22 protein-coding genes are annotated in these 22,209 nt (G+C 65.3%); 12 read left to right on the top strand and 10 right to left on the bottom strand.

Annotation, left to right across the window (positions count from 1 at the left end):
• The first annotated feature begins 183 nt into the window (after nucleotides 1–183).
• Together F791_RS0104265 and hemE are read left to right on the top strand one after the other, a co-directional pair.
• Nucleotides 184–1,587 (top strand): FAD-dependent oxidoreductase, encoded by a 1,404-nt coding sequence (locus tag F791_RS0104265; protein ID WP_018139039.1) that lies wholly within the window; start codon nucleotides 184–186, stop codon nucleotides 1,585–1,587.
• Nucleotides 1,588–1,595: 8 nt separating this feature from the next.
• Entirely contained in the window at nucleotides 1,596–2,654 is a 1,059-nt protein-coding gene (hemE, locus tag F791_RS0104260; RefSeq protein WP_012981686.1) for a uroporphyrinogen decarboxylase, read from the top strand.
• Nucleotides 2,655–2,675: 21 nt separating this feature from the next.
• Here hemE and F791_RS0104255 read toward each other — a convergent pair whose 3' ends face one another.
• Together F791_RS0104255 and F791_RS0104250 are read right to left on the bottom strand one after the other, a co-directional pair.
• Nucleotides 2,676–3,305, bottom strand: coding sequence for a hypothetical protein (locus tag F791_RS0104255; RefSeq protein ID WP_019592223.1), 630 nt, complete (start codon nucleotides 3,303–3,305; stop codon nucleotides 2,676–2,678).
• Entirely contained in the window at nucleotides 3,305–5,677 is a 2,373-nt protein-coding gene (locus F791_RS0104250) for a penicillin-binding protein 1A (RefSeq protein WP_018139041.1), read from the bottom strand. The genes F791_RS0104255 and F791_RS0104250 overlap by 1 nt, the downstream gene beginning before the upstream one ends.
• A gap of 143 nt (nucleotides 5,678–5,820) precedes the next feature.
• Between F791_RS0104250 and F791_RS0104245 the strand changes: the two genes are divergently transcribed.
• The 6 genes from F791_RS0104245 (at nucleotide 5,821) to F791_RS0104220 (ending at nucleotide 11,347) form a co-directional block, all read left to right on the top strand.
• On the top strand, nucleotides 5,821–6,888 hold the full coding sequence (locus F791_RS0104245; RefSeq protein WP_018139042.1) for a pilus assembly protein PilM: 1,068 nt from the start codon (nucleotides 5,821–5,823) through the stop codon (nucleotides 6,886–6,888).
• On the top strand, nucleotides 6,885–7,448 hold the full coding sequence (locus F791_RS0104240; protein ID WP_018139043.1) for a PilN domain-containing protein: 564 nt from the start codon (nucleotides 6,885–6,887) through the stop codon (nucleotides 7,446–7,448). The genes F791_RS0104245 and F791_RS0104240 overlap by 4 nt, the downstream gene beginning before the upstream one ends.
• On the top strand, nucleotides 7,448–8,029 hold the full coding sequence (locus F791_RS0104235; protein WP_018139044.1) for a type 4a pilus biogenesis protein PilO: 582 nt from the start codon (nucleotides 7,448–7,450) through the stop codon (nucleotides 8,027–8,029). The genes F791_RS0104240 and F791_RS0104235 overlap by 1 nt, the downstream gene beginning before the upstream one ends.
• The gene (locus tag F791_RS0104230) at nucleotides 8,029–8,571 is read left to right on the top strand and encodes a pilus assembly protein PilP (protein WP_018139045.1); all 543 of its coding nucleotides are present in this window, start codon (nucleotides 8,029–8,031) and stop codon (nucleotides 8,569–8,571) included. The genes F791_RS0104235 and F791_RS0104230 overlap by 1 nt, the downstream gene beginning before the upstream one ends.
• A gap of 31 nt (nucleotides 8,572–8,602) precedes the next feature.
• Nucleotides 8,603–10,723 carry a type IV pilus secretin PilQ gene (gene pilQ / locus F791_RS0104225; protein WP_196799361.1) on the top strand — a complete coding sequence of 707 codons (2,121 nt, stop codon included), beginning with the start codon at nucleotides 8,603–8,605 and terminating at the stop codon, nucleotides 10,721–10,723.
• A gap of 81 nt (nucleotides 10,724–10,804) precedes the next feature.
• The gene (locus tag F791_RS0104220) at nucleotides 10,805–11,347 is read left to right on the top strand and encodes a shikimate kinase (protein ID WP_018175257.1); all 543 of its coding nucleotides are present in this window, start codon (nucleotides 10,805–10,807) and stop codon (nucleotides 11,345–11,347) included.
• Between the two features lie 27 nt (nucleotides 11,348–11,374).
• Here F791_RS0104220 and F791_RS0104215 read toward each other — a convergent pair whose 3' ends face one another.
• Nucleotides 11,375–11,812 carry a nuclear transport factor 2 family protein gene (locus tag F791_RS0104215; RefSeq protein WP_018139048.1) on the bottom strand — a complete coding sequence of 146 codons (438 nt, stop codon included), beginning with the start codon at nucleotides 11,810–11,812 and terminating at the stop codon, nucleotides 11,375–11,377.
• Nucleotides 11,812–12,222 carry a nuclear transport factor 2 family protein gene (locus F791_RS0104210; RefSeq protein WP_019592221.1) on the bottom strand — a complete coding sequence of 137 codons (411 nt, stop codon included), beginning with the start codon at nucleotides 12,220–12,222 and terminating at the stop codon, nucleotides 11,812–11,814. Before F791_RS0104210 ends, F791_RS0104215 begins: the two co-directional genes overlap by 1 nt.
• Nucleotides 12,223–12,337: 115 nt before the next feature.
• Between F791_RS0104210 and F791_RS0104205 the strand changes: the two genes are divergently transcribed.
• The gene (locus F791_RS0104205) at nucleotides 12,338–13,201 is read left to right on the top strand and encodes a PfkB family carbohydrate kinase (RefSeq protein ID WP_019592220.1); all 864 of its coding nucleotides are present in this window, start codon (nucleotides 12,338–12,340) and stop codon (nucleotides 13,199–13,201) included.
• Between the two features lie 24 nt (nucleotides 13,202–13,225).
• Here the strand turns inward: F791_RS0104205 and F791_RS0104200 are convergent, their stop codons facing one another.
• From F791_RS0104200 to F791_RS0104175, 6 genes are all read right to left on the bottom strand, one after another.
• On the bottom strand, nucleotides 13,226–13,792 hold the full coding sequence (locus F791_RS0104200) for a TlpA disulfide reductase family protein (protein WP_019592219.1): 567 nt from the start codon (nucleotides 13,790–13,792) through the stop codon (nucleotides 13,226–13,228).
• Nucleotides 13,789–16,143 carry a protein-disulfide reductase DsbD gene (gene dsbD / locus F791_RS0104195; RefSeq protein WP_019592218.1) on the bottom strand — a complete coding sequence of 785 codons (2,355 nt, stop codon included), beginning with the start codon at nucleotides 16,141–16,143 and terminating at the stop codon, nucleotides 13,789–13,791. Before dsbD ends, F791_RS0104200 begins: the two co-directional genes overlap by 4 nt.
• The gene (gene cutA / locus F791_RS0104190) at nucleotides 16,131–16,478 is read right to left on the bottom strand and encodes a divalent-cation tolerance protein CutA (RefSeq protein WP_018139053.1); all 348 of its coding nucleotides are present in this window, start codon (nucleotides 16,476–16,478) and stop codon (nucleotides 16,131–16,133) included. Before cutA ends, dsbD begins: the two co-directional genes overlap by 13 nt.
• Nucleotides 16,479–16,491: 13 nt before the next feature.
• On the bottom strand, nucleotides 16,492–17,355 hold the full coding sequence (locus tag F791_RS0104185; RefSeq protein ID WP_019592217.1) for an efflux RND transporter periplasmic adaptor subunit: 864 nt from the start codon (nucleotides 17,353–17,355) through the stop codon (nucleotides 16,492–16,494).
• A gap of 3 nt (nucleotides 17,356–17,358) precedes the next feature.
• Entirely contained in the window at nucleotides 17,359–18,621 is a 1,263-nt protein-coding gene (locus tag F791_RS0104180) for a TolC family protein (RefSeq protein WP_019592216.1), read from the bottom strand.
• Nucleotides 18,622–18,761: 140 nt separating this feature from the next.
• The gene (locus tag F791_RS0104175; RefSeq protein WP_018139056.1) at nucleotides 18,762–19,316 is read right to left on the bottom strand and encodes a thioredoxin family protein; all 555 of its coding nucleotides are present in this window, start codon (nucleotides 19,314–19,316) and stop codon (nucleotides 18,762–18,764) included.
• A 189-nt stretch (nucleotides 19,317–19,505) separates the two neighbouring features.
• Here F791_RS0104175 and F791_RS0104170 point away from each other — a divergent pair, with 189 nt between their 5' ends.
• The 3 genes from F791_RS0104170 to groL all read left to right on the top strand — a co-directional run bounded on the left by F791_RS0104170 (nucleotide 19,506) and on the right by groL (nucleotide 22,126).
• The gene (locus tag F791_RS0104170) at nucleotides 19,506–19,991 is read left to right on the top strand and encodes an FxsA family protein (protein ID WP_018139057.1); all 486 of its coding nucleotides are present in this window, start codon (nucleotides 19,506–19,508) and stop codon (nucleotides 19,989–19,991) included.
• A gap of 135 nt (nucleotides 19,992–20,126) precedes the next feature.
• Nucleotides 20,127–20,417, top strand: a complete 291-nt coding sequence (gene groES / locus F791_RS0104165; RefSeq protein WP_018139058.1) for a co-chaperone GroES — start codon at nucleotides 20,127–20,129, stop codon at nucleotides 20,415–20,417.
• Nucleotides 20,418–20,467: 50 nt separating this feature from the next.
• On the top strand, nucleotides 20,468–22,126 hold the full coding sequence (gene groL, locus F791_RS0104160) for a chaperonin GroEL (protein WP_018649196.1): 1,659 nt from the start codon (nucleotides 20,468–20,470) through the stop codon (nucleotides 22,124–22,126).
• Nucleotides 22,127–22,209: the final 83 nt, after the last annotated feature.

The following is a 22,209-nucleotide window of genomic DNA, read 5'->3' as shown; positions in this document are numbered from 1 at the left end:
TGCGCTCACCGCGCCTTGTCAGCAGGCAAAATCGACTCGAGCGCGAATGCGTACATTCACCCGCGTTACCCTGGAGATTTCTTGACCGTTACGCTCGGTTGAGCGAAACGTTCCTTTCCTGAACGCATGAACGGTTGAACCCCGTGGCGTCATGCCGCCGGTTCCCGTCGGAGCGAGTGATCCATGGCTTCCAATCCGATGCAGTTCCTGGACCTGCCGCGCCAGGACCCTCAGAAGACCCCTGCCGAGATTCGTATCCACGAGTTCGGCGAGATCATTGGTCAGTTCGACCCGGCGACCGCGGGGCAGCAGGCGGGCCGCTGCCTGGCCTGTGGCAATCCGTATTGCGAATGGAAGTGCCCGGTTCACAACTTCATCCCGAACTGGCTGAAGCTGGTGGAAGAGGGCAACCTGTTCGCCGCCGCCGAGCTCTCGCACAAGACTAATTCCCTGCCCGAGGTCTGCGGCCGCGTCTGCCCGCAGGACCGCCTGTGCGAGGGCGCCTGCACGCTGAACGACGGTTTTGGCGCGGTCACCATCGGCTCGGTGGAGAAGTACATCACCGACGAGGCCCTGAAGGCCGGCTGGCGCCCGGACCTGTCCGATGTCACCCCGACCGACAAGCGCGTGGCCGTGATTGGCGCCGGGCCGGCCGGCCTTGGCTGCGCCGATATCCTGGCGCGCAACGGCGTGCAGGCAGTGGTCTATGACCGCTACCCGGAGATCGGTGGCCTGCTGACCTTCGGTATCCCGCCGTTCAAGCTCGAAAAGCAGGTGATCCGCACCCGCCGCGAGATCCTCGAGGGCATGGGCGTGGAGTTCCGCCTGAATACCGAGATCGGCCGCGACATCCAGATGGACACCCTGCTGGAGGAATACGACGCCGTGTTCCTCGGCATGGGCACGTACACCGCGATGCAGGGTGGCTTCCCCGGCGAGGACCTGCCGGGGGTGTACCCGGCGCTGCCGTTCCTGATCTCCAATATCCGCCAGGTGATGGGCTGGGAGCACGATGAAGACGGCTTCATCGACGTGGCCGGCCAGCGTGTGGTGGTCCTTGGCGGTGGCGACACCGCGATGGACTGCAACCGCACCTCGATCCGCCAGGGCGCGGCCTCGGTGACCTGCGCCTATCGCCGCGACGAAGAGAACATGCCCGGCTCGCGCAAGGAAGTGGTGCATGCCCGCGAAGAGGGCGTGCAGTTCGAGTTCAACGTGCAGCCGGTCGAGATCGTCGGCGACGGCAAGGTCGAGGGCGTGAAGGTGGTGCGCACCCAGATGGGTGCGCCGGACGAGCGCGGCCGCCGCCGTCCGGAGCCGGTGCCGGGCTCCGAGCATGTGATCCCGGCCGACCGCGTGCTGATCGCCTTTGGTTTCCGTCCGTCCCCGGCGGACTGGTTCGCCGAATACAAGATCGGCGTGGACGAGGGCGGGCGTGTACAGGCCGTCGGTGAGCACGCCTTCCAGACCGGCAACCCGAAGGTCTTTGCTGGCGGCGACATGGTGCGTGGCTCGGACCTGGTTGTGACCGCCGTCTTCGAGGGCCGCGAGGCCGCCGAAGGCATCCTTGAATACCTCGGCGTTTGAGTTTTTCGATGTCCCAGACCCTGAAGAATGACCGTCTGCTGCGTGCGTTGCTGCGCGAGCCCGTGGATCGCCCGCCGATCTGGATCATGCGCCAGGCCGGGCGCTACCTGCCGGAGTACCGCGAGACCCGCGCCCAGGCCGGCAGCTTCATGAATCTGTGTCAGAACCCGGAGCTGGCCTGCGAAGTCACCATGCAGCCGCTGCGCCGGTTCCCGCTGGACGCGGCGATCCTGTTCTCGGACATCCTGACTATCCCGGATGCGATGGGCCTGGGACTCTATTTCGAGACCGGCGAGGGCCCTCGTTTCCGCGACCCGATCCGTTCGCTCGAGGCGATCGAGAACCTGCCGGTGCCGGATCCCGAGCAGGAGCTGCGCTATGTGATGGATGCAGTGCGCCTGATCCGCCGCGAGCTGAACGGCGAAGTGCCGCTGATCGGCTTTGCCGGCAGCCCGTGGACGCTGGCCACCTATATGGTCGAGGGTCAGGGCTCGCGCGACTTCGCCGAGACCAAGCGGCTGATGTACGGCGAACCGCAGGCGATGCACGCCTTGCTGCAGAAGGTCGCCACCGCGGTTACCGAATACCTGAACGCGCAGATTCGCGCCGGTGCGCAGGCCGTGATGGTCTTCGATACCTGGGGCGGTTCGCTTACGCCGCGCGGCTATCGCGAATTCTCGCTGGCCTACATGCAACGCATCGTGGATGGCCTGATTCGGGACCACGACGGCCGTCGCGTGCCGGTTACCCTGTTCACCAAGGGTGGCGATGCCTGGCTCGAGGCGCAGGCCGAGACCGGTGCCGATGCGCTGGGGCTGGACTGGACGATCGAGATTGCCGAGGCCAGCCGTCGTGTGGGCGATCGCGTGGCGCTGCAGGGCAACCTGGATCCGTCGGTGCTGTACGCGCCGGATGCGGTGGTGCGCGAGGAGGCCCTGCGGGTGCTGGACGGCTTCGACCGGGACACCGGTCATGTCTTCAACCTGGGGCACGGGATTCATCCGGGGATCGACCCGGAACGGGTGGCAACCCTGGTTGAGACCGTCACCTCCTACCGCCGCGACTAAGGCAGCGGCGCCTTCCTGGCGTCAGGACGCGTCGGCCGCCGCTGGTGCGTCGGCGTTCGCGGCGGCCAGCAGCCTGTCCACGTCCGCGCGCCCTGCGCGGGCCATGGGCTTGCCGTCTACCGGCGACGGCGGCGCCTGGCGCAGCCCATCCAGCGGGAATACGGTCAGTTCAATGTCCGTGTCATTCGGCCCGCGAAAACTCAGAAACGGTACCCGCTGCTCACGCCCCTGCCGGCTGCGATAGCGGCGTTCGCCCGTCTGGCAGCGGATTCCGCGCTCGCCCAGGTCGAGGATGACCTCCTCCACCGTCTCGGCAAATGCATGCAGATTGACCAGCGGCTGGCGTTCGACGATGCCGTCCAGCAGCGGGCCGACCAGGCGGGGTTCCAGTGCCGAAAGCCGCTCCATGACGATCCGAGCGGACTCGAGGCGTTCGCGGTAGGCCTGGCGGCTGTCGTCCGTTGCGAACAGGCGGCTGCGTTCGATCGCAGCCTCCTGGATCTCGATATTGCGCGGCATCTCGTGGCGCGGTTCGACACCCAGATGCTCGGCAGCCTTGCGCTTGGCCAGCGCGAAGTCGCGGATGCCATCGTCGAGCAGGATCCGCGCGGCCTCCTGTGCCAGCTCCTGGCGAATACGCGAGGGGCTCATCAGAACACCGACTCGGCCGGGCCCTGACCATTCTCCCCGCGGGGGCCCGCCGGGGCCTGGCCGCGTTCCGGTACCTGCTGCGGGATCAGCCACTGGATATTCGCCCCCGGGGTCTCCTCGCTTGGTGCGCGGCGGCCGTCTGGCAGGATTGCCACGCGCTGCAGGTCATCGGGACGTTCCACGGGGCGCTCCGGTGTGTCGGTCAGCACTGAGTCCATGAATCGAATCCAGAGCGGGAGCGCCGTGCGCCCACCACTCTCGCGCCGGCCCAGTTCGCGGTTGTCGTCGAACCCGACCCAGGCGGTCGCGACGATGTCGGCGTTGAACCCCGAGAACCAGGCATCGCGATAGCTGTTGGTCGTGCCGGTCTTGCCGGCGAGATCCGAGCGTCCCAGCTGCTGCGCCTGACGCCCGGTTCCGGCGGTGATTACGTGCCCCAGCATGTTGCTCATCTGCCAGGCGGCACCCGGGTCCAGCACCTGTGCCGGGTCGGTATACTGCAGCGGACCCCCGCTGGCGTTCAGGTACAGGTCCTGGCCGGCCGGGTTCTCGCAGGGTTCGGGGCAGGCGCGTTCGGTCGGGGCTGTGTAGAGGACCTCGCCGTCGTCCGTCTCGATGCGCGTGATGATCCACGGGCTGTACAGTTTCCCGCCGGAGGCAAAAACGCTGTAGGCATTGTTCAGCTGCAAGGGCGTGACCCCGCCAGTGCCGAGCACCATCGACAGGTTGCTCGGGTGCTTGTCCGGATCCAGACCGAACCGCGGCAGCTGTTCGTGCACGCGTTGCGGACCCAGGCTGTTGAGCAGGCGGATCGACGCCAGATTGCGCGACTGAGCCAGGGCGTCGCGCATGCTCATCTCGCCCTGAAACTGCCGCGAGTAGTTCTGCGGGCGCCACTCCGCACCCAGCGCGGGGTCGTCAAAGACCATCGGGGCGTCGACCAGCATGCCGTCCGGGCGGTAGCCATCCTGCAGCGCCAGCGCGTACACCAGCGGCTTGAACGCAGAGCCGGGCTGTCGTTGCGCCTGGGTGCTGCGATCGTAGCGATTCTCGAAGAAATCGAAGCCTCCCGCGAGCGCAACGATGGCCCCGTCGGCCGGCGACTGGGCGATTACCGCGCCAGTGACTTCGGGCTTCTGTGCCAGGCGCCAGCGTCCGTCGGTGTGGGGCCTGACGCGGATCACGTCGCCCGGCTCGAACTCGGGGTTGCGTGCCCATTCCTGATCGCGGGGTTCGATGGTGAGTTCGCCGATCTGGCCGCCGTCGACGTGCAGCGTGCCGTCTCCGTCGCGTTCCACGACGACCACGGGAAACAGCAGGCGCCCGTGTACGCCCTGTGTCTTGAGGGCGCGCTGGCGTGCCTCGGCGTCGGCCATGGTCTCGTCGCTCAGCTGATCTTCGGGCCCGCGATAACCGTGGCGTTCGTCGTATTCCAGCAGGCCCTCGCGCAGGGCCTGGTTGGCGGCTTCCTGGTAACGGGAGTCAATCGATGTATGGACCTGCAGGCCGCGCCGGTAGGCGTCCTCGCCCCAGAGGTTAAAGACGATCTGGCGGGCCGCCTCCGCCACCCAGTGGGCATCGACCTCGGTCGCGGCCACGTGCCGCTCGGACGATACCGGGCGGGCCACCGCCTCCTCGTATTCCGATTCGCTGATCGCGCCGGTATCCAGCATGCGCCGCAGCACGTAATTGCGGCGGATCTCCGCGCGCTGGGCACTGGCAACGGGGTTGGTTGTGGACGGCGCCTTCGGAAGGGCCGCGAGGACGGCGATCTCGTCCAGTTCCAGCTCATCGATCGAGCGGCCGTAGTAGACCCGAGCGGCTGCCTCGATCCCGTAGGCGCGCTGGCCCAGGTAGATCTTGTTCAGGTACAGCTCAAGGATCTCGTCCTTGCTCATCTCCTGTTCCATGCGAATGGCCAGGAAGATCTCCCGCAGCTTGCGCTCGTAGGTGCGGTCGCGGGTCAGAAAGACATTGCGCGCCAGCTGCATGGTAATGGTGGACCCCCCCTGGCTGCGTTCGCCGCGAGTGGAGATCTCGTTGATCGCCGCTCGTGCCAGGCCAACGATGTCGACCCCGGGGTGGTCGTAGAAGCGCTCGTCCTCGGCCGCGATGAACGCCTGGCGGACGCGCTCGGGGATGTCCTCGATGGGCAGGGGAATGCGGCGTTCTTCCGCGAATTCGCCCATCAGCAGGCCGTCCGCGGTGCGGACTTGCAATGGGGTTTGCAGGCGCACGTCGCGCACCGCCTCCGCTTCGGGGAGGGTCGGGGCGTAGTGCACGTACAGGGCTGCAATGGCTGCGGATACGCCGATTCCGGCCGCAAGGATCAGGGCCAGCAACGCCGCAAAAATCTTGAGAATCGGCTTCATGACTGTAGAAAAAGTGGGGCCAAGTTAAGAATCAGCTTTCAAAGCAACTTGCAACCCGGATTTTGGAGTGTATATTGTGAACGAGCTAGCATACTTGATTGTAACGCTACCAGTTACTTTCATTGGGGTATACAGGGGGATGTGTGCTGAGTCTCGGAAAGAGCAAGCAGGGACTGCTGGGCGTGGATGTCAGCTCCGCCGCCGTGAAGGTGCTGGAGCTGGCCCGGCAAGGTAAGGGCTACCGTGTCGAGGCCTTTGCGGTGGAGCCGCTGCCGGATGGTGTGATGGTGGACAAGGTCTGCCAGGACACCGAGGCGGTGGGGAACGCACTCGCCCGCGCGGTGAAGCGCTCCGGCACAAAGCTCAAGCACTGCGCCATGGCCGTGCCGTCCTCGGCGGTCATCACCAAGACCATCCAGATGTCGGCCACGCTCAGCGACACTGAGCTCGAGGGCCAGGTGTTCGTCGAGGCCGATCAGTACATCCCCTACACCCTGGAAGAGGTCAATCTCGACTTCCAGGTCCTCGGCAAGAACGAAAAGAATCCCCAGCTGGTCGACGTCCTGGTCGTCGCCTCGCGGCGCGAGAACGTCGAATCGCGTGTGGCGATCGCCGAATCCGCCAAGCTCACCCCCGAGCTGGTGGATGTCGAGGCCTACGCGATCGAGCACGCCTCTGAACGACTGGTCGAGCAGATCCCCGATCGCGAGAACAAGCCCATCGTCGCGATTGTCGACGTCGGCTCATCGGTAACGGCGGTGTATGTCGTCAGCCAGACCGAGGGCGTGATCTATACCCGCGAGCAGAATTTCGGCGGCCGCATGCTGACCGAGGAGATCATGCGCCGCTACAGCATGAACTATCAGGAGGCCGGTTCCGCCAAGATGAGCGGTGATCTTCCGGCCGACTACGTCAGCAATATCCTCGAGCCGTTCAAGCAGACGATGATGGATCAGATCCAGCGTCTGCTGCAGTACTTCTACGTGACCCGCCCGCAGGACTCGATCGACCACATCCTGCTGGGTGGCGGCTGTGCCGCGATCGCGGGTGTCGACGAGATGCTCGAGGAAAGTTCCGGGACCCCGGTATCCGTCGCCAACCCGTTCCGTGGCATGGCGCTTTCCCGTCGTGTGAATCAGCAGCGCTTCGCCAATGATGCCCCCGCGCTGCTTACGGCCTGTGGCCTGGCCATCAGGGGGTACGCCGGATGATCTACATCAATCTCCTCCCCTGGCGCGAGAAGGCCCGCGAGCAGCGGCGCAAGCAATTCTTCGGTGCCGTGGGCGGCGCGCTCGTGGTCGGCGTGTTGCTGGCGTTCGGCGCGCACACCTTTATGAGTGCGCTGATCGACCACCAGCAGTCGCGTAACCAGATGCTCGAGAGCGAGATCCGCGAGCTGGATCGAAAGATTGCTCGCATCCGCGATCTGGACGAGCAGCGCCAGGCCCTGATCGCGCGCATGGAAGTGATTCAGACCTTGCAGGCGCGCCGCCCAGAGGCCGTACATCTGTTCGATCAGCTGGTGGAGACGTTGCCGGACGGCACCTATCTCAACGAGGTGCGCCAGGAGGGCGAACGCATTCGTCTGACGGGGCGGGCCGAATCCAACACCCGGATCTCGACGCTGATGCGCCGCATCGACGCCTCGCCCTGGCTGGCCGATTCCAACCTGCAGATCATCGAGACACGTGAAGACGGCAGCCTGCAGGTACGTGACTTCCGCCTCGACGCCAATCAGGCGCGGCCTTCGGATGTCGAGGAGGATTCCTGATGAATATCAAGGAACTCAACGAGATCGACTTCAACAACATTGGTGAGGCGTCCTGGGCGGTAAAGGCGCTGATCCTGATCGTCATCGTTCTGGCCATCCTGGGGCTGTCCTATTACTTCTTCATCGGCGATCAGCGCACCGATCTGGAACGCGCCGAGAATCGCGAGGAGCAACTGCGCGCCGAATTCGAGGACAAGCAGCAGCGGGCCGCGAATCTCGGGGCCTACGAGGAACAGCTCGAAGAGATGGAGCGGATGTTTGCCTCGTTGCTGGAGCTCTTGCCGAGCAGCGCCGAGATCCCCAGCCTGCTGGTGGATATCTCGCAGACCGGCTTGCAGGCTGGGCTCGAGATCGAGCTGTTCGAGCCGCGCGGCGAAAACCGACGGGATTTCTATGCCGAGGTGCCGATTCGGCTGCGGGTGCGCGGTGACTACGAGGATCTGGCCGAATTCGTCAGCGGGACCTCGGCGCTCCCGCGCGTCGTCACCATGCACGACATGCACATTCGTCGGGGCAATTCCGATAACGATCTGCTGATGGACGCCACTGCGCGCACCTACCGCTACCTGGAGGACCACTGATGCGGAACCCTGCACAGCGATCCCTGGGGGCGGCCCTTGCGCTGGGTCTGGTGGCCACATTCGGGTTGTCGGGTTGCGCCCCCGACAAGAGCGACCTGGAGCGCTACATTGCGGAGATCAATGAGCGTCCGGGCAGCGGTATCGACCCGATCCCGACGCTGGAGCCGCACGAGCCCTACTTGTATCCGGGGCACACCCGCTCCCCGTTCGATTCCTCCGTAATTGCGCAGCCCGAGCTGGCGGCAGCCCAGGGCGAGCCCGGCGACGCCGAGGTCGACCCGGATCGCCCCCGCGAATTCCTCGAGAGCTTCCCGCTGGATTCCTTGCGCATGGTGGGGTCGCTGGAGCAGGACGAGGTGCGTTATGCCCTGGTCCGTACCCCCGATCGGGGTATTCAGCGCGTGACAGTTGGCAATTACATGGGTGAAAACCACGGCCGTATCGTCGAGATCACAGCCACCCGGGTGAAGCTGGTCGAGGTGGTTCCGGACGCCTTCGGCGGGCACGTGGAACGCGAAAACTCCGTGGCGCTGGCCGACTAGCGGTTGGGGGAGCAGAACAATGATGAACCGAATGGGCCGCAAGACCGGCAACAACTACAGGGGATTACACATGGGTTCTTCCATGCGCGCGCTGGCGGGCACCGTGATGGCGGCTTTGCTGTTCATGGTTTCGCAGGGGGTGGCGGCGACCGAACTGGAAGAGATTCGGGCGGCCAGCATTAGCGGTGACCGGGTGCAGGTGAATCTGCGCTTTTCCGGGACTCCGCCCGAAGACGTGCGGGCCTTTGCCATCGACTCCCCGCCGCGGATCGCACTGGACCTGCCGGACGCTGGCAATGCGCTGCGCAGCCGCGAGACGGACCTCAATGTGGGCCCGCTGCTGACCGCCACGGCGGTCGAATCCGGTGATCGCACGCGCGTGGTGCTGAACCTGACCCAGCCCTCCGAGTACCAGACCCGGGTCGAGGGCAACAACCTGATCCTGACGCTGGGCCGCGGGGTTTCCGAGGCCGACAGCGATGTCCAGCAGGTGGTCGATCGTGCCGGCGAGCCCTCCGAACGGGCGACGCGCAGTGCGCGCCCGGTCGAGATTACCGGCATCGATTTTCGTCGCGGTTCCGAGGGCGAAGGCCGAGTCGAGATCGACCTGTCGCGCTCGGGGGCCGAGGTTAATGTGCGCGAGCAGGCGGGTAAGGTTGAACTGACGTTCCCGCGCGCTCGTGTGGACGAATCCCTGGAGCGCCGATTGGACGTGCTCGATTTCGCCACACCGGTTCGCACCATCGACACCGTGGCCGAGCGCGAGCGTGTGCGCATGGAAGTGGGCGCGCATGGCGAATACGAAGTCCTCTCCTACCAGAGCGATCGCCGCTTTGTGCTGGAAGTGGCGCCGATTACCGAGGCGGAGCGTGAGGCACGGCGCCGCGAGGAAGAGCAGTTCGAGGGCGAACGCCTGTCGCTGAATTTCCAGGACATCGAGGTGCGCTCGGTCCTGCAGCTGCTGGCTGACTTTACTGATCTCAATATCGTGGTCAGCGATACCGTGGGTGGCAATATCACCTTGCGCCTGAACAACGTGCCCTGGGATCAGGCACTGGATATCATTCTGCGCTCGCGTGGTCTGGACAAGCGCATGGACGGGAACGTGCTCTACGTCGCCCCGAGCGAAGAGATTGCGGCGCGCGAACGCCTGGAGCTTGAGGCGCAGCGCGACCGCCAGGAACTCGAGCCACTGCGCACCGAGTTCGTGCAGATCAACTTTGCCCAGGCCGAGCAGATCGCCTCGCTGATCCGCGGCGACGAGACCGGCCAGTTCCTGTCCGATCGCGGCAGCATCACGATCGACAGCCGCACTAACACTCTGTTGGTGCAGGACACCCAGAACCGTATCGAGGATGTGCGGCGTCTGGTGCAGACGCTCGACGTGCCCGTGCAACAGGTGCTGATCGAGACCCGCATTGTGATCGCGGAGGACACCTTCAATCGCGAACTGGGTGCACGCTTCGGCATTTCCGGAACGCGAGGGGATCGCCGTACTCGAGTGGGTGGTGCGGGTTCCATCGAGGGCGCTGATGCCGCCCGTGATGCAACGACGGCGGGGGTTGGGGGCATCGCGATTGGCGATCGCCTGAACAGCTCGCTGCCCGCCAGTGGCAATGCGGGGCAGGCCGGGATCAGTATCCTGCGGAGCGGAGTGCTGCTCGATCTCGAACTCTCGGCCCTGCAGGTTGAAGGCCGCGGGGAGATCATCTCCAGTCCGCGTGTGATCACGGCCAACGGCCAGACGGCGTCCATCAAGCAGGGTGAGGAGATCCCGTATCAGGAGGCCACCGCCTCTGGTGCCACCTCCACCCAGTTTATCGAGGCGGTGCTGTCCACCGAGGTGACGCCGCAGATCACGCCGAACGGTAACGTGATTCTCGATATCAACGTGACCAAGGACGAGCCCAGTCAGCGCGAGGTACTGGGTGTGCCGGGGATCAACAAGCGCGAAGTCCAGACCCAGGTGTTCGTCGGTAACGGCGAGACGGTTGTGCTCGGTGGCGTCTACGAGATCGACAGCCGTACCAACCTCGAAAAGGTGCCGTTCTTCGGCGATATCCCGTTCCTGGGCAACCTCTTCCGCAATCGTTCGACCCAGAATACCAAGGCGGAGTTGCTCATCTTCGTGACGCCGCGCGTTCTCGACTGACTACTGAATGCGCATTGGCAGGAAAAGCCGGGGCCTGTCCCCGGCTTTTCTTTGTCCAGCGAGGCCAGTAGCCTTGCCGCCATGCAGAACATTGTCCTGGTAGGGCCCATGGGGGCCGGCAAGAGCACAATCGGGCGCGGGCTGGCGGGGCTGCTGCGGCGCCCGTTCTTCGACACCGATCAGGAGATCCAGCGGCGTACCGGCGTGGATATACCCACGATCTTCGAGTTCGAGGGCGAGGCGGGTTTTCGCAAGCGCGAGTCGGCGATGCTGCAATCGCTACTAGAACGCGATGGAGCGGTAATCGCCACAGGCGGCGGAATCGTCGAGCGCCCGGAGAACCGTGACCTCCTGCGCGAGCACTTCGTGATCTACCTGCGCGTCCCGGTGGACGAGCAGTTCCGGCGCACGCGCCGCAATCGCAAACGCCCCCTGCTGAACGAGGTGGCAGACCCACGGGCCAAGCTGCAGGAGCTGTTCGAGCGCCGTGATCCGCTTTATCGGGAGATTGCGAGCATGACACTGGAGGGACGGGGACGACGCGTGCGCGATGCCGTTCGCGGGGTCTGTGATGCCCTCAAGGTCCAGCGTCCGGATCTGTGCCAGCCCCGTTCAGAGGGCTGAGTCTTTCGCGCCAGAACCGCTTGCACGTCAGTGTCGGGTGGAGCCGCCCCCATCCGGCACGAACATCCCCTGCTGCGAGGGCGGTGCGCGGCGTCCGTGCGAGGCATGGTGAAACTGGAGTCGCCAGCTATCGCCGCTGCGGCGCCAGGTCTGGCTGATCAGGATGGTCCCGGTGGCCGCGACATCGCCGGGGCGGGTAATTGCCTCCTCGATCACGAGACTCAGGCTTTCGGTCGTTTCCTGGCGCCCGACGATGCGCGGCTCGATCCCGATATTCAGCTCGCGTGCGAATACCAGTAGCCAGCTCTCCATCACCTCGGAAACCCCGCGATGCGCGCGTGGGCTGCCCGGGTGCACGCAGACGATATCCGGGCGTTCTGCCCATAACCGCATCATCCGCTCAATGTCCGCGGCACGAAAGGCCTCGTAGTAGGCCGCCAGGCGTTCGTCGCTCGCCCCGCCCATCAGTGCACCCGTCCTGTATCCCAGGCCGGCGGCGGGTCGGGATCGGGGCTGGCATGATGCAGGAACATCCGCCAGCTCTCGCCCTCGAGGCGGTAACCATTCGTGGCCAGCATCACGCCGCGGCGTTCGCCGCTGACGTAGAGGTTTTCGCGCAGGGTGTGGATCACCAGGTCCTGCCCCGGGATGATGTTCAGCTCGGTGCGGTGGATCACGACGCCTCGCATGTTCGGCAGGATGTCGTCCCAGCTCTCGAGGATGACGTCGGTCCCGAGCAGGCGCTCGCCCCCGGGGTGAATACAGACGCATTCGGAACTGTCCAGCCAGATCGTGCGCATGGCGTCGGAGTCGCCTGCTTGAAAGGCCTCGTAGAACGCCGCCTCGGCGGTTTCCGGGGAGGGGAAGGTTGCCATGCCGCTCGTCGTGATCGGGTGAGGCCACATTGTCGCAGGCTGTCGTCGGGATGTCGCGGATGACGCCGGGCTTCGCGGCCCGCACAATACAGCCCGGTCGAATGACGAGAGCAGCATGGCGCGCATCCTGACAACGGGCATTGCAACCCTGGATCACACTCTGGACGTCGAGCGCTATCCGCGCGAGGACGACGAAATTCGCGCCCTGGCCAGCTCCTCTCAGCCAGGGGGCAACGCGACCAACACTGCCCGCATCCTTGCGCAGTTCGGTCATCGTGCGGCCCTGGCCGCCGTGTTCGCGGAGGATGGGTCGGGTAACTGGCTGCGGGAACGCCTTGAGGCGAGCGGCGTCGATACCGGCGCGTGTGTGCGGCACCCGGGCGCGACCCCGACCTCGCATATCCTGCGTTCGCGCGACTCGGGTAGCCGTACCATCGTGCACCACCGCGACCTGCCCGAGCTGAGTGCAGCCGATCTGCGGCGGATCGCGTGGGAGGAGTACGACTGGCTGCATTTCGAGGGGCGCCAGCCGGAGACCTTGCGCGAGATTCTGCCCCGAGTCCGCGAAGCCGTAACGGATCAGCCGATCTCCCTGGAGCTGGAAAAGCGTCGCCCAGGGCTGGAGGCGTGTCTGGAGTGGGCCGATGTCCTGATGCTGTCGCGCGATTGGGCGCAGGGGATTGCCGCACGCCCAGAAGAGGCCGCGGCCGAACTGGCCCGCCGTTACCCCGGGCGCATCGTGACCGTCACGGCCGGGGCCGAGGGTGCCTGGCTCGCACAGGATGACCTGCATGTGTACTGCGCGCCGACACCGGGTCTGCGTGTCGTCGACAGCGTGGGGGCCGGCGATACGTTCAATGCCGGCCTGGTTGATGCACTGGTCTCGGGCGAGCCCCCCGAGCAGGCGCTCGTGGCGGGCGTGCGCCTGGCAGAACGCAAGCTCCAGCAAACGGGATTCGATGCCCTCGGCAGCGGCTGACGCCGATAGGGAAACACTGATTCCTTAGAGGTAGTCGTCCAGCCAGGCCTGCAGATCTTCTTCCTCGACTTCGCCGCGATGGGTATCACGGATGATGCCGTCACGGTCAATCAGCACCGTGTAGGGCAGTGCGCCGATCCGATTTCCGTACTTGCGACCGACTTCCACGGCCTCGTCCTGGCCGATCAGGATCGGGAATTCGATCCCGAAGTCATCGACGAAGTGCTGGGTCGCGCTGAGTTCATCCACGGCGACCGCGACGATGGTGAAGCCATCATCGCGATGTTCTTCCCAGATCTCCTGGAACAGCGGCATCTCTTTCTTGCACGGCGGGCACCACGTGGCCCAGAAGTTCAGCACGATCAGGTCGCCATCCCATTCGCTCAACTGGCGGTCGTTACCGTCCAGATCCGGAAGGGTAAAGTCGATGCGGCGGTCGCCCTGGGCCTCTTCGGCGGCGGCCTCCGCGGCTTCACCCCCATTCGCCTCGGCGGTATCCATTTCCGGCGTGGGGTCCTCGCAACCGGCCAGCAAGAAGGCGCTGGCGGCGGCAAGGGCGATCCAGCCAAATGTGTGCGAGCGATGCTTCATGGCGTCACCCCGAGCGCATTTTCTACATGGGCCAGGAAGCGGTCGGCGTTCAGGTAACCCACGTTGCGGTAGTTGCGCAATTCGTTACCGTCGGAATCCCAGAAGATCATCGCGGGCGGCCCGAACAGGTTGAACTCGCGCATCAGGCTCCGGTGCTCGGAGGTGTTGTCGGTCACATCCACCTTGAGCAGGTGCACGTCCGCCATCGCACTGATCACGCGCTGGTCCTGGAAGGTCGTTCTTTCCAGGCGCACACAGTCCACGCACCAGTCGGCATAGAAGTCCAGGAACACCGGCTGGTTGTTGTTCTGGGCCTGTTCCAGCTCGCGTTCCAGGTCATCGAGGCTGTCGATGTAGGTGAACTCCATCTCCGTGGGGCCGGAGCGTTCGCCACTGGCCGTCATCGTCGGCTGGTTGAGTGTGGCCAGCGGGCGGAAGACGTCCTTGCCGCCGGTGGCCGCGCCCAGCATCAGCAGGATGCCGTAGATCAGAAGGACTACACCCAGGCCCTTCCACAGCGTGTACCAGCCCGAACTTCCCTCCGGCAGGGTGCGCAGCGCGCCCATGTACACCGCCGTCACGATCAGCAGGATGGCCCACAGGAACATCGCCAGCTCGCCCGGGATCACCCGTTCGAGCAGCCAGATCCCGATCGCCAGCAGACCCACACCGAATACCGCCTTGATGGTGTCCATCCACGGGCCGGCCTTCGGCAGCAGGCGGCCGGCCGAGGTGCCGATCACCAGCAGCGGGGCACCCATGCCCATACTCAGGGAGAACAGGGCGATGCCGCCCAGGACGGCGTCACCGGTATGGCTGATGTAGAGCAGGGCGCCAATCAACGGCGCGGTCACGCACGGGCCGACGATCAGGGCCGACAGGAAGCCCATGATCCCGGCGCCCATGTAGGTGCCGCCTTCCTGGCGGTTGCTGATCTGCGACAGCTTGCTCTGCACGCCGGCCGGCATCTGTAGTTCGTAGAAGCCGAACATCGACATCGCCAGCGCAATGAAGATCGCCACGAACGTGCCGATGATCCAAGGGTTCTGGAAGGCCGCCTGCAGGTTGGCCCCGGCCAGGCCCGCGAATACCCCGGCGATGGTGTAGGTCAGTGCCATCGCCAGCACGAACACCAGCGAGATCAGGAATGCCTTGCGGGTGGTCAGGTTCTTCTGCCCGATGATGATATTCGACAGGATCGGGATCATCGGGAATACGCAGGGGGTGAACGTCAGCAGCAGCCCGAAGCCGAAGAAGGCCAGGGCCACCAGCCAGATCTGACCATCGGCCAGCTGGGCCGCGATGCGGTCCTGCTGGGTGACGGGGGCGGCCGCCTCGTCGTCCTCTTCCGGGGCGGCATCGGTGGTCTCGATCTCGTCCAGGGCTTCGTCGCCGGTCTCCGGCAGGGCGTCTTCGTCGGCCTCTGCGGCCAGGTCGGAGTCGAAGCTGACCGAGACCTCCTGGGTCAGCGGCGGGTAGCACACGCCCCCGTCCCAGCAGCCCTGGTAGTCAATCGCCAGGGTGATCTCGGAGACGTCGTCCGCGTCGCGCAGTATCGGGACCAGGATCTCGACCTGGTCGCGATAGATCTCGGTCTCGCCGAAGAACTCGTCCTCGTGACGTTCGCCCTCGGGCGGGTTGACCGGTCCCAGCTCGATCCCGTCGCCCTCGGCGATGCGCACGTCGAGCTGGTCGCGGTAGAGGTAGTAGTCCTCGGCGATTTCGAAACGCAGGATGACCGCATTCTGGCTGATGGCCTCGAGCGAGGCGGCGAAGGCCTCTTCCGGCTCGAGCAGGTCGTCGGCGGCACCCAGGTCGCCGGAGAGGTCGCCCATCTCGTCCAGGGCGCTGCGCTCCTCATCGACGGCTTCGTCTTCGGTCGCCTCTTCACCGTTCTCGCCCGGCAGGCCCGGGAGCTCCAGCGATACGGTCTGGAAGTGGGGCGGATAGCACACGCCGAGGTCGGCGCAACCCTGCGAGCGCGCGGTCAGTTCGATCTCGGTGCTTTCAGCCGCGAGGATCGGAAGCTCGATGCTGATCTCGTCGCGATAGGTCTCGACCTCGCCGAAGAACTCGTCGGTCTTCTTCTCGCCGTCGGGGATGTTCGGTTCGCCGAGCTCCAACCCTTCGCTCTCGGGTTCGAACTCGAACTGCTCGCGGTACATGTAGTAGCCGTCCGCGATCTCCCAGGTCAGGCGGATCGTGTCGGCGTCAATGGCCTCCGCGCTCAGGCTGAACGCATCATCCGGGTCCAGCAGATCGTCATCGAAGATGGCGTTCGCCAGGGCCGGGGTCAGCAGGAACGCGACCAGGAAGGTCGCCAGCCAGTTGCGCAGATTCAGGAGGTGCATTGCGTTATCCAGTTCAGGTAATCCGGGGACCCGTGCGTGATCGGCACGGCGATAATCTCCGGGGTCTCATACGGGTGATGTTCCGTCAGGTGGGCCTGCAACTCATCGCGGGCATCGACGGAGGTTTTGATCAGCAGTGTGACTTCGGAATCGGTCTCGATATTCCCTTTCCACACGTAAATTGAGCGTCCGGCCGGGAGGATGTGCACGCAGGCCGCCAGGCCGCGCTGGACCAGTTCACCCGCCAGGGTCTCGGCCTCGGTGGGGTCGTCCAGTGTGGTGAGTACCAGCCAGGCGCGCACGTTCGAGTTGTCGGGTTCCTTGTCCGGCATCATCGACTCTTGGGCATCAGGAGTTTGTGCGAAGTTCGATCCGGGCCGGCTGGCCGGGGCGCAGCACGACATCGTCGCTCGGCGAGAATTCGGCCTCGATCCGGTATCCCTGATCCTCGTCTTTGCCTACAAGTTCCCAGCCGATCCGGTCGATCGTGCCCGAAAACTCGTGCTCGCCAACCGTAATCGTGACCTCCTGCCCCTCGCTGAGCGACTGAATGCGCTCCGGTGCCACCAGGGCGCGGACCCGCATGGTGTCCCCGGCCCCCAGTACCGCCAGCACGGCCGGCGCCAGGGCGGGATTCACGAACTGGCCGGGGGAGACATCAATACGCGTGACGCGGCCGCTGGCTGGCGCGCGGACTGTGGCGTCGTCGCGATCGGCGCGCGCCCGGTCGCGCTGGGCGCGGGCCTCGGCCAGGCGCGCGGCGACGGTGGCCTGCTGGATGCGTGCCAGTTCCACCTCGCGCAAGGCGATCAGGGTCTGGTCGTACAGGTCCTCCGCCTTTTCGACCTCCCGATTGGCCTCGTCCAGTTCCAGTTGCAGGCGCTCGATGGCGGCCTGCGCGGCACGCAGGTCCGCCTCGACCCTCCGCGTATCCAGGCGGAACAGGGCGGCGTCCTGGTCGACATGCTCGCCCGGGCGGACCTCGATCGTCTCGATCTTGCCGGCCACCGGTGCTGTGATGCGGTAGGTCTGGCCCCAGTCGAGCTGACCCTCAAGTGCGTCGCTGTCGTCGGTCGCCAACCCCGTGGAGGGCAGTACCAGCAGGGCGCAACAAGCGAGCGCCGAGAGCAGCAGTCGTCGGCCTGGGTTGCCCGGGATCAGGCGATCGATGGACATCGGGTGTTCTCCCTCGGGGCGCCCGCGGGCGCGCATTCGTTATTCCCGTTCTGCCATGGCCGTGCCGGCCAGGCGAAAGGGGCTCAGGTCGCTACGGCCGGTCAGCAGCGCGAGGCGCTCGTAGACCATGGCCAGTTCGAACTCGGTATGGGCATTGAAATAAGCCGCCGCACTTTGCTGGACCATCGAGTCGCCGAGATCGGCCTGGTCCTCGATGTCGTACAGGTAGCGGGCGCGGTCGATATACAGCTGGCGATAATCCATGCGCCATTCGGCCTCGTCACGCTGCATCCGCAGGGCCTGGGCCTCGTGATAGAGCTCGCGCAGGCGGTTGCGGGCCTCGATCCGTGCCTGCCCCAGGTCCGCCTCCGCGCGCTGCCGGGCCGCGACCGCATGCCCGACCCGGCTGTCCTGGCGGCGCCCCTCGTACAACGGCACTTCCAGCACGAGCCCGGCGGCAAAGGGGTTGCGATCGCCGCCAAACTCGCGGTTCCAGTAGCCCGTCTCGGCCTCTGCATACAGGCGTGGGCGGCGCTGGGCGCGGGCCGCATCCACGCCGCGTGCGGCGGCCTCTACTTGCAGGCGCTCGGCGGCAAGGGTTGGATTGGCGCTGTCGAGTTCGGCCATCAGGTCGTCCAGGCCCGGGAGGTCCGGGAGATCCAGCGGCAGGGCGGGTGCCAGGACGGTGCGGATGCGCTCGCCGGGTCGGTTCAGGGCCTCGGCCAGCTCGTCGCGGGCTCGGCGCTGATTCTGCAGCGCGCGCTGGCGCTGCACGCGCAGGGTCTGGTACTCCGACTCCAGGCGAAAGACCTCGATATCCGAGACCTGTCCACGCTCGGCGCGTTCTTCCGCACGCTCCTTGCTGACGAATGCGGCTGCCATGGCCTCGGTGTCGCGGGCAAAACCGAGATCGGCGAGCAGGACGTTGAAGTACCGCTCCATGACATGCAGCGAGTGCCGGGCGTGCGCCAGAACCTCCATCTCGCGGGCGGCCTCGAGGCGCTGGGTGCTGGCGGCCTCGCGCGCGTTCGACTGGCCGAAGTCGCTCAGCAACTTGCGGGCGACGATGGTGGCCCGCGAGTCGTTGCGGCTCTGATCCGGGGCGAGGTCATTGGGCTCGATCCAGCGAGCCTCCAGCCGCGCATTCACCGTGACGTCGCGCCCGGCCTGGGTGCCGGCCAGTTCCTGTTCGGCGATCTCGCGTTCCGCCCGCGCCCGTCGGACCTGTGGGTGGAGGGCGTCGACCGCGGTCAGCGCGCTTTGCAGCCGCAACGGCTCGGGCAGTGGTTCGGGATCGATCACGCCATCTGCCGGAGTGTCCAGTGCGCCACCGGTGGCAGGCAAAAGCGCAACGCCGAGTGCGACGAGGCTGGCCAGAAGGGGCGTTACGATTCGACGCCGCGCTTGCCGGCGCGCCGCATGTGCTGGATGCATCGGGGTACCTATCGTCCAGCGCGTTCGCGACGGAAGCGGGTGAAATTGCCGTCTTCGTAATGCCCTTCGGCGACGAACTCGCCCAGCAGCAGGAATTCGTCGACATCCCGGGTAGCCCCGGTAAAGCGAGCGATGGGTTCGCCTTCCAGGTTGAAGAACTGGAATACCGGCGTTGCACGCACCCGAAAATCGCGGGTGGCGAAGTCCATCATCGTCTTGGTATCGCCCTCGAAGGTGACGACCTCAATCGAGCCTTCGACATCCACCGCGAAGATGCGGAAGCGGTCCTTGTAAAACTCCTGCACTTCCGGCTGATTCAGGACCTGATTCTTCATGCGGTGGCAGAACGGGCAGTCATCCATCTCGAAGAACAGCAGGATGCCTTTCTTGCCGGCCTCGCGGGCCTCTTCCAGTTCTTCCTGGAAGTCGCCGAAGGTCGGGTCGAAGAAGTGGTGGTTCGGATCGCGCGGGTCTTCCACGCCAGCGCTGCCCAATCCCGGGAGCAGCAGGAGCAGGGCCGCCAGCAGGGCGGGGAGCAGGGAAATGATGCGGCGCGGTCTCATGCGGCTGGGCTCCGGATTTCTGAAGACGTTCACAGTTAAGACGGGCCAGAGCGTCCCTCAATTCCCTCTCGGTTGCAAGGAAAAGAGAGCGAAGCGAGCGTTGGTGGCATGCCCCCTGAGAGGGCTGTTCGACAGCGGTTTGGGGGCGTGTTCCAATGTTCTGCTCTTCTTGTATGGAACCCGTTATTCATGCGCAGCCCCTTCCTCCCGTTGTTTGTTTTTCTCGGGTTGGTATTGCTCGAGATCTTCGGCTTTGCCTGGGTGGGCGACGCTGTCGGGGCGCTCGCCACGGTGGCGCTGGTGATCGCGACGGCCGCGGCGGGTCTGCTGCTGTTTCGCCTGCAGGGCTTCTACCACTGGCGCCGCTTGCAGCAGAGCCTGGCCCGCGGCGAGATGCCTGCGCGCGGGCTGGTCGAGGGCTGGCTGCTGATGTCGGCGGCGGTCCTGCTGCTGTTGCCCGGGTTTTTCACCGACGCGGCGGGCTTTGTGCTGCTGGTGCCGCCGCTGCGGCGCTGGGCGGCCGAGGGCATCCTGCGTCGGGGCATGATCCGGGCACGCACGAGTGGCTCGGGTCCGGCCGGGCCGGGCGGCCCGATCGAGGGGGAGTTCCGTCGCCACGACGCCGGCGACGAGTCCGCGCCCGATGATCGCCTGGACCACGACGACCGCCGCTGAGAATTCTCCTTCCCCGCGCCCTTGACTCGGCTTGGTGTGCCCCTATTATTAGCACTCGTTCGGGGTGGGTGCTAACAGGGCGCCTACCCGACATCCTCCAACCTGTTAAGAACATCGATATAAGGAGTTCGCACCATGAACCTGCGGCCTTTGCACGATCGCGTCATCGTGAAGCGTATGGAAGAAGAACGCACCAGCCCCGGCGGCATCGTGATCCCGGACTCGGCGGCCGAAAAGCCGATTCGCGGCGAAGTGGTTGCGGTCGGTAACGGCAAGATCCTGGAAAGCGGCGAAGTCCGCGCCCTGGACGTGAAGGCTGGCGACAAGGTGCTGTTCGGCAAGTACTCCGGCACCGAGGTCAAGGTCGAAGGCGAAGACGTCCTGGTGATGCGCGAAGACGACATCATGGCCGTGATCGAGGGCTAAGCCCCGCGGATCCGCCCCTATCCCCATTTTTTGCAGGAGTAGAACGAGACATGAGTGCTAAAGAAGTCCGTTTTGGTAACGACGCCCGCACCCGCATGGCCAAGGGCGTGAACACCCTGGCCAACGCCGTGAAGGTCACCCTCGGTCCCAAGGGCCGCAACGTGGTCCTGGACAAGGCCTTCGGCGCCCCGACTGTCACCAAGGACGGCGTGTCCGTGGCCAAGGAAATCGAACTGGATGACAAGTTCGAGAACATGGGCGCCCAGCTGGTCAAGGAAGTCTCCTCGCAGACCTCCGACGCCGCCGGTGACGGCACCACCACCGCGACCGTGCTGGCTCAGTCCATCGTCCGTGAAGGCATGAAGGCGGTCACCGCTGGCATGAACCCGATGGACCTGAAGCGCGGCATCGACAAGGCCGTGAAGTCCGCGACCCAGGAACTGAAGAAACTGTCCAAGCCGTGCACCGAGCACAAGGCGATCGCTCAGGTCGGCTCGATCTCCGCCAACTCCGACACCGCGATTGGCGAGATCATCGCCGATGCGATGGACAAGGTCGGCAAAGAAGGCGTGATCACCGTCGAGGAAGGCTCCTCGCTGGAGAACGAGCTGGATGTCGTGGAAGGTATGCAGTTCGACCGCGGCTACCTGTCGCCGTACTTCATCAACAACCAGCAGAACATGAGCGCCGAGCTGGACGACGCCTACATCCTCCTGTTCGACAAGAAGATCTCGAACATCCGTGATCTGCTGCCGATCCTGGAAGGTGTGGCCAAGTCCAACAAGCCGCTGCTGATCATCGCCGAGGACATCGAGGGCGAGGCCCTGGCCACGCTGGTGGTGAACTCCATGCGCGGCATCGTGAAGGTTGCCGCCGTGAAGGCCCCGGGCTTTGGCGACCGCCGCAAGGCGATGCTGCAGGATATCGCCGTGCTGACCGGCGGCCAGGTGATCTCCGAAGAGGTCGGCCTGTCGCTGGAGAAGACCACGGTGGAAGACCTGGGTCGTGCCAAGAAGGTGCAGGTGACCAAGGAAAACACCACGATCATCGACGGCATGGGTCAGAACAAGGACATCAAGGCCCGCGTCGACCAGATCCGTGCCCAGATCGAGGAAGCGACTTCCGACTACGACAAGGAAAAGCTGCAGGAACGCGTGGCCAAACTGGCCGGTGGTGTGGCGGTGATCAAGGTCGGTGCTGCCACCGAGGTCGAGATGAAAGAGAAGAAGGCCCGCGTCGAGGACGCCCTGCACGCCACGCGTGCGGCGGTCGAAGAAGGCGTGGTCCCCGGCGGTGGCGTGGCCCTGCTGCGTGCCTGTGCGGCGATCGCCAAGCTCAAGGGTGACAACGACGAGCAGACCGCCGGCGTGAACATCGCCCGTCGCGCGATGGAAGAGCCGCTGCGCCAGATCGTCTACAACACCGGCGAAGAGCCCTCCGTGATCCTGAACAAGGTCCTGGAAGGCAAGGGTAACTACGGCTATAACGCCGCGTCCGGCGAGTTCGGCGACATGATCGATATGGGCATCCTGGATCCGACCAAGGTGACCCGCTCGGCGCTGCAGAACGCCGCGTCCGTGGCCGCCCTGCTGATCACCACCGAGGCCATGGTGGCCGAGCTGCCGAAGAAGGACGACGGCGGTGCCGGTGGCGGCATGGACGACATGGGTGGTATGGGCGGTATGGGAGGCATGGGCGGCATGATGTAAGCCGCTCGGCCTTTTGTGACGCCAAGCAACAGGAGACCCCGCTGCGGCGGGGTCTTTTTGTCTGGATCGCGCCACCCTGTTCT

The organism is Thioalkalivibrio sp. ALRh (genome assembly GCF_000381425.1).
Classification (GTDB): Bacteria; Pseudomonadota; Gammaproteobacteria; order Ectothiorhodospirales; family Ectothiorhodospiraceae; genus Thioalkalivibrio.
Note: the sequence above shows the minus strand (reverse complement) of the source record. Positions and strands in the feature narration are given on the sequence as shown.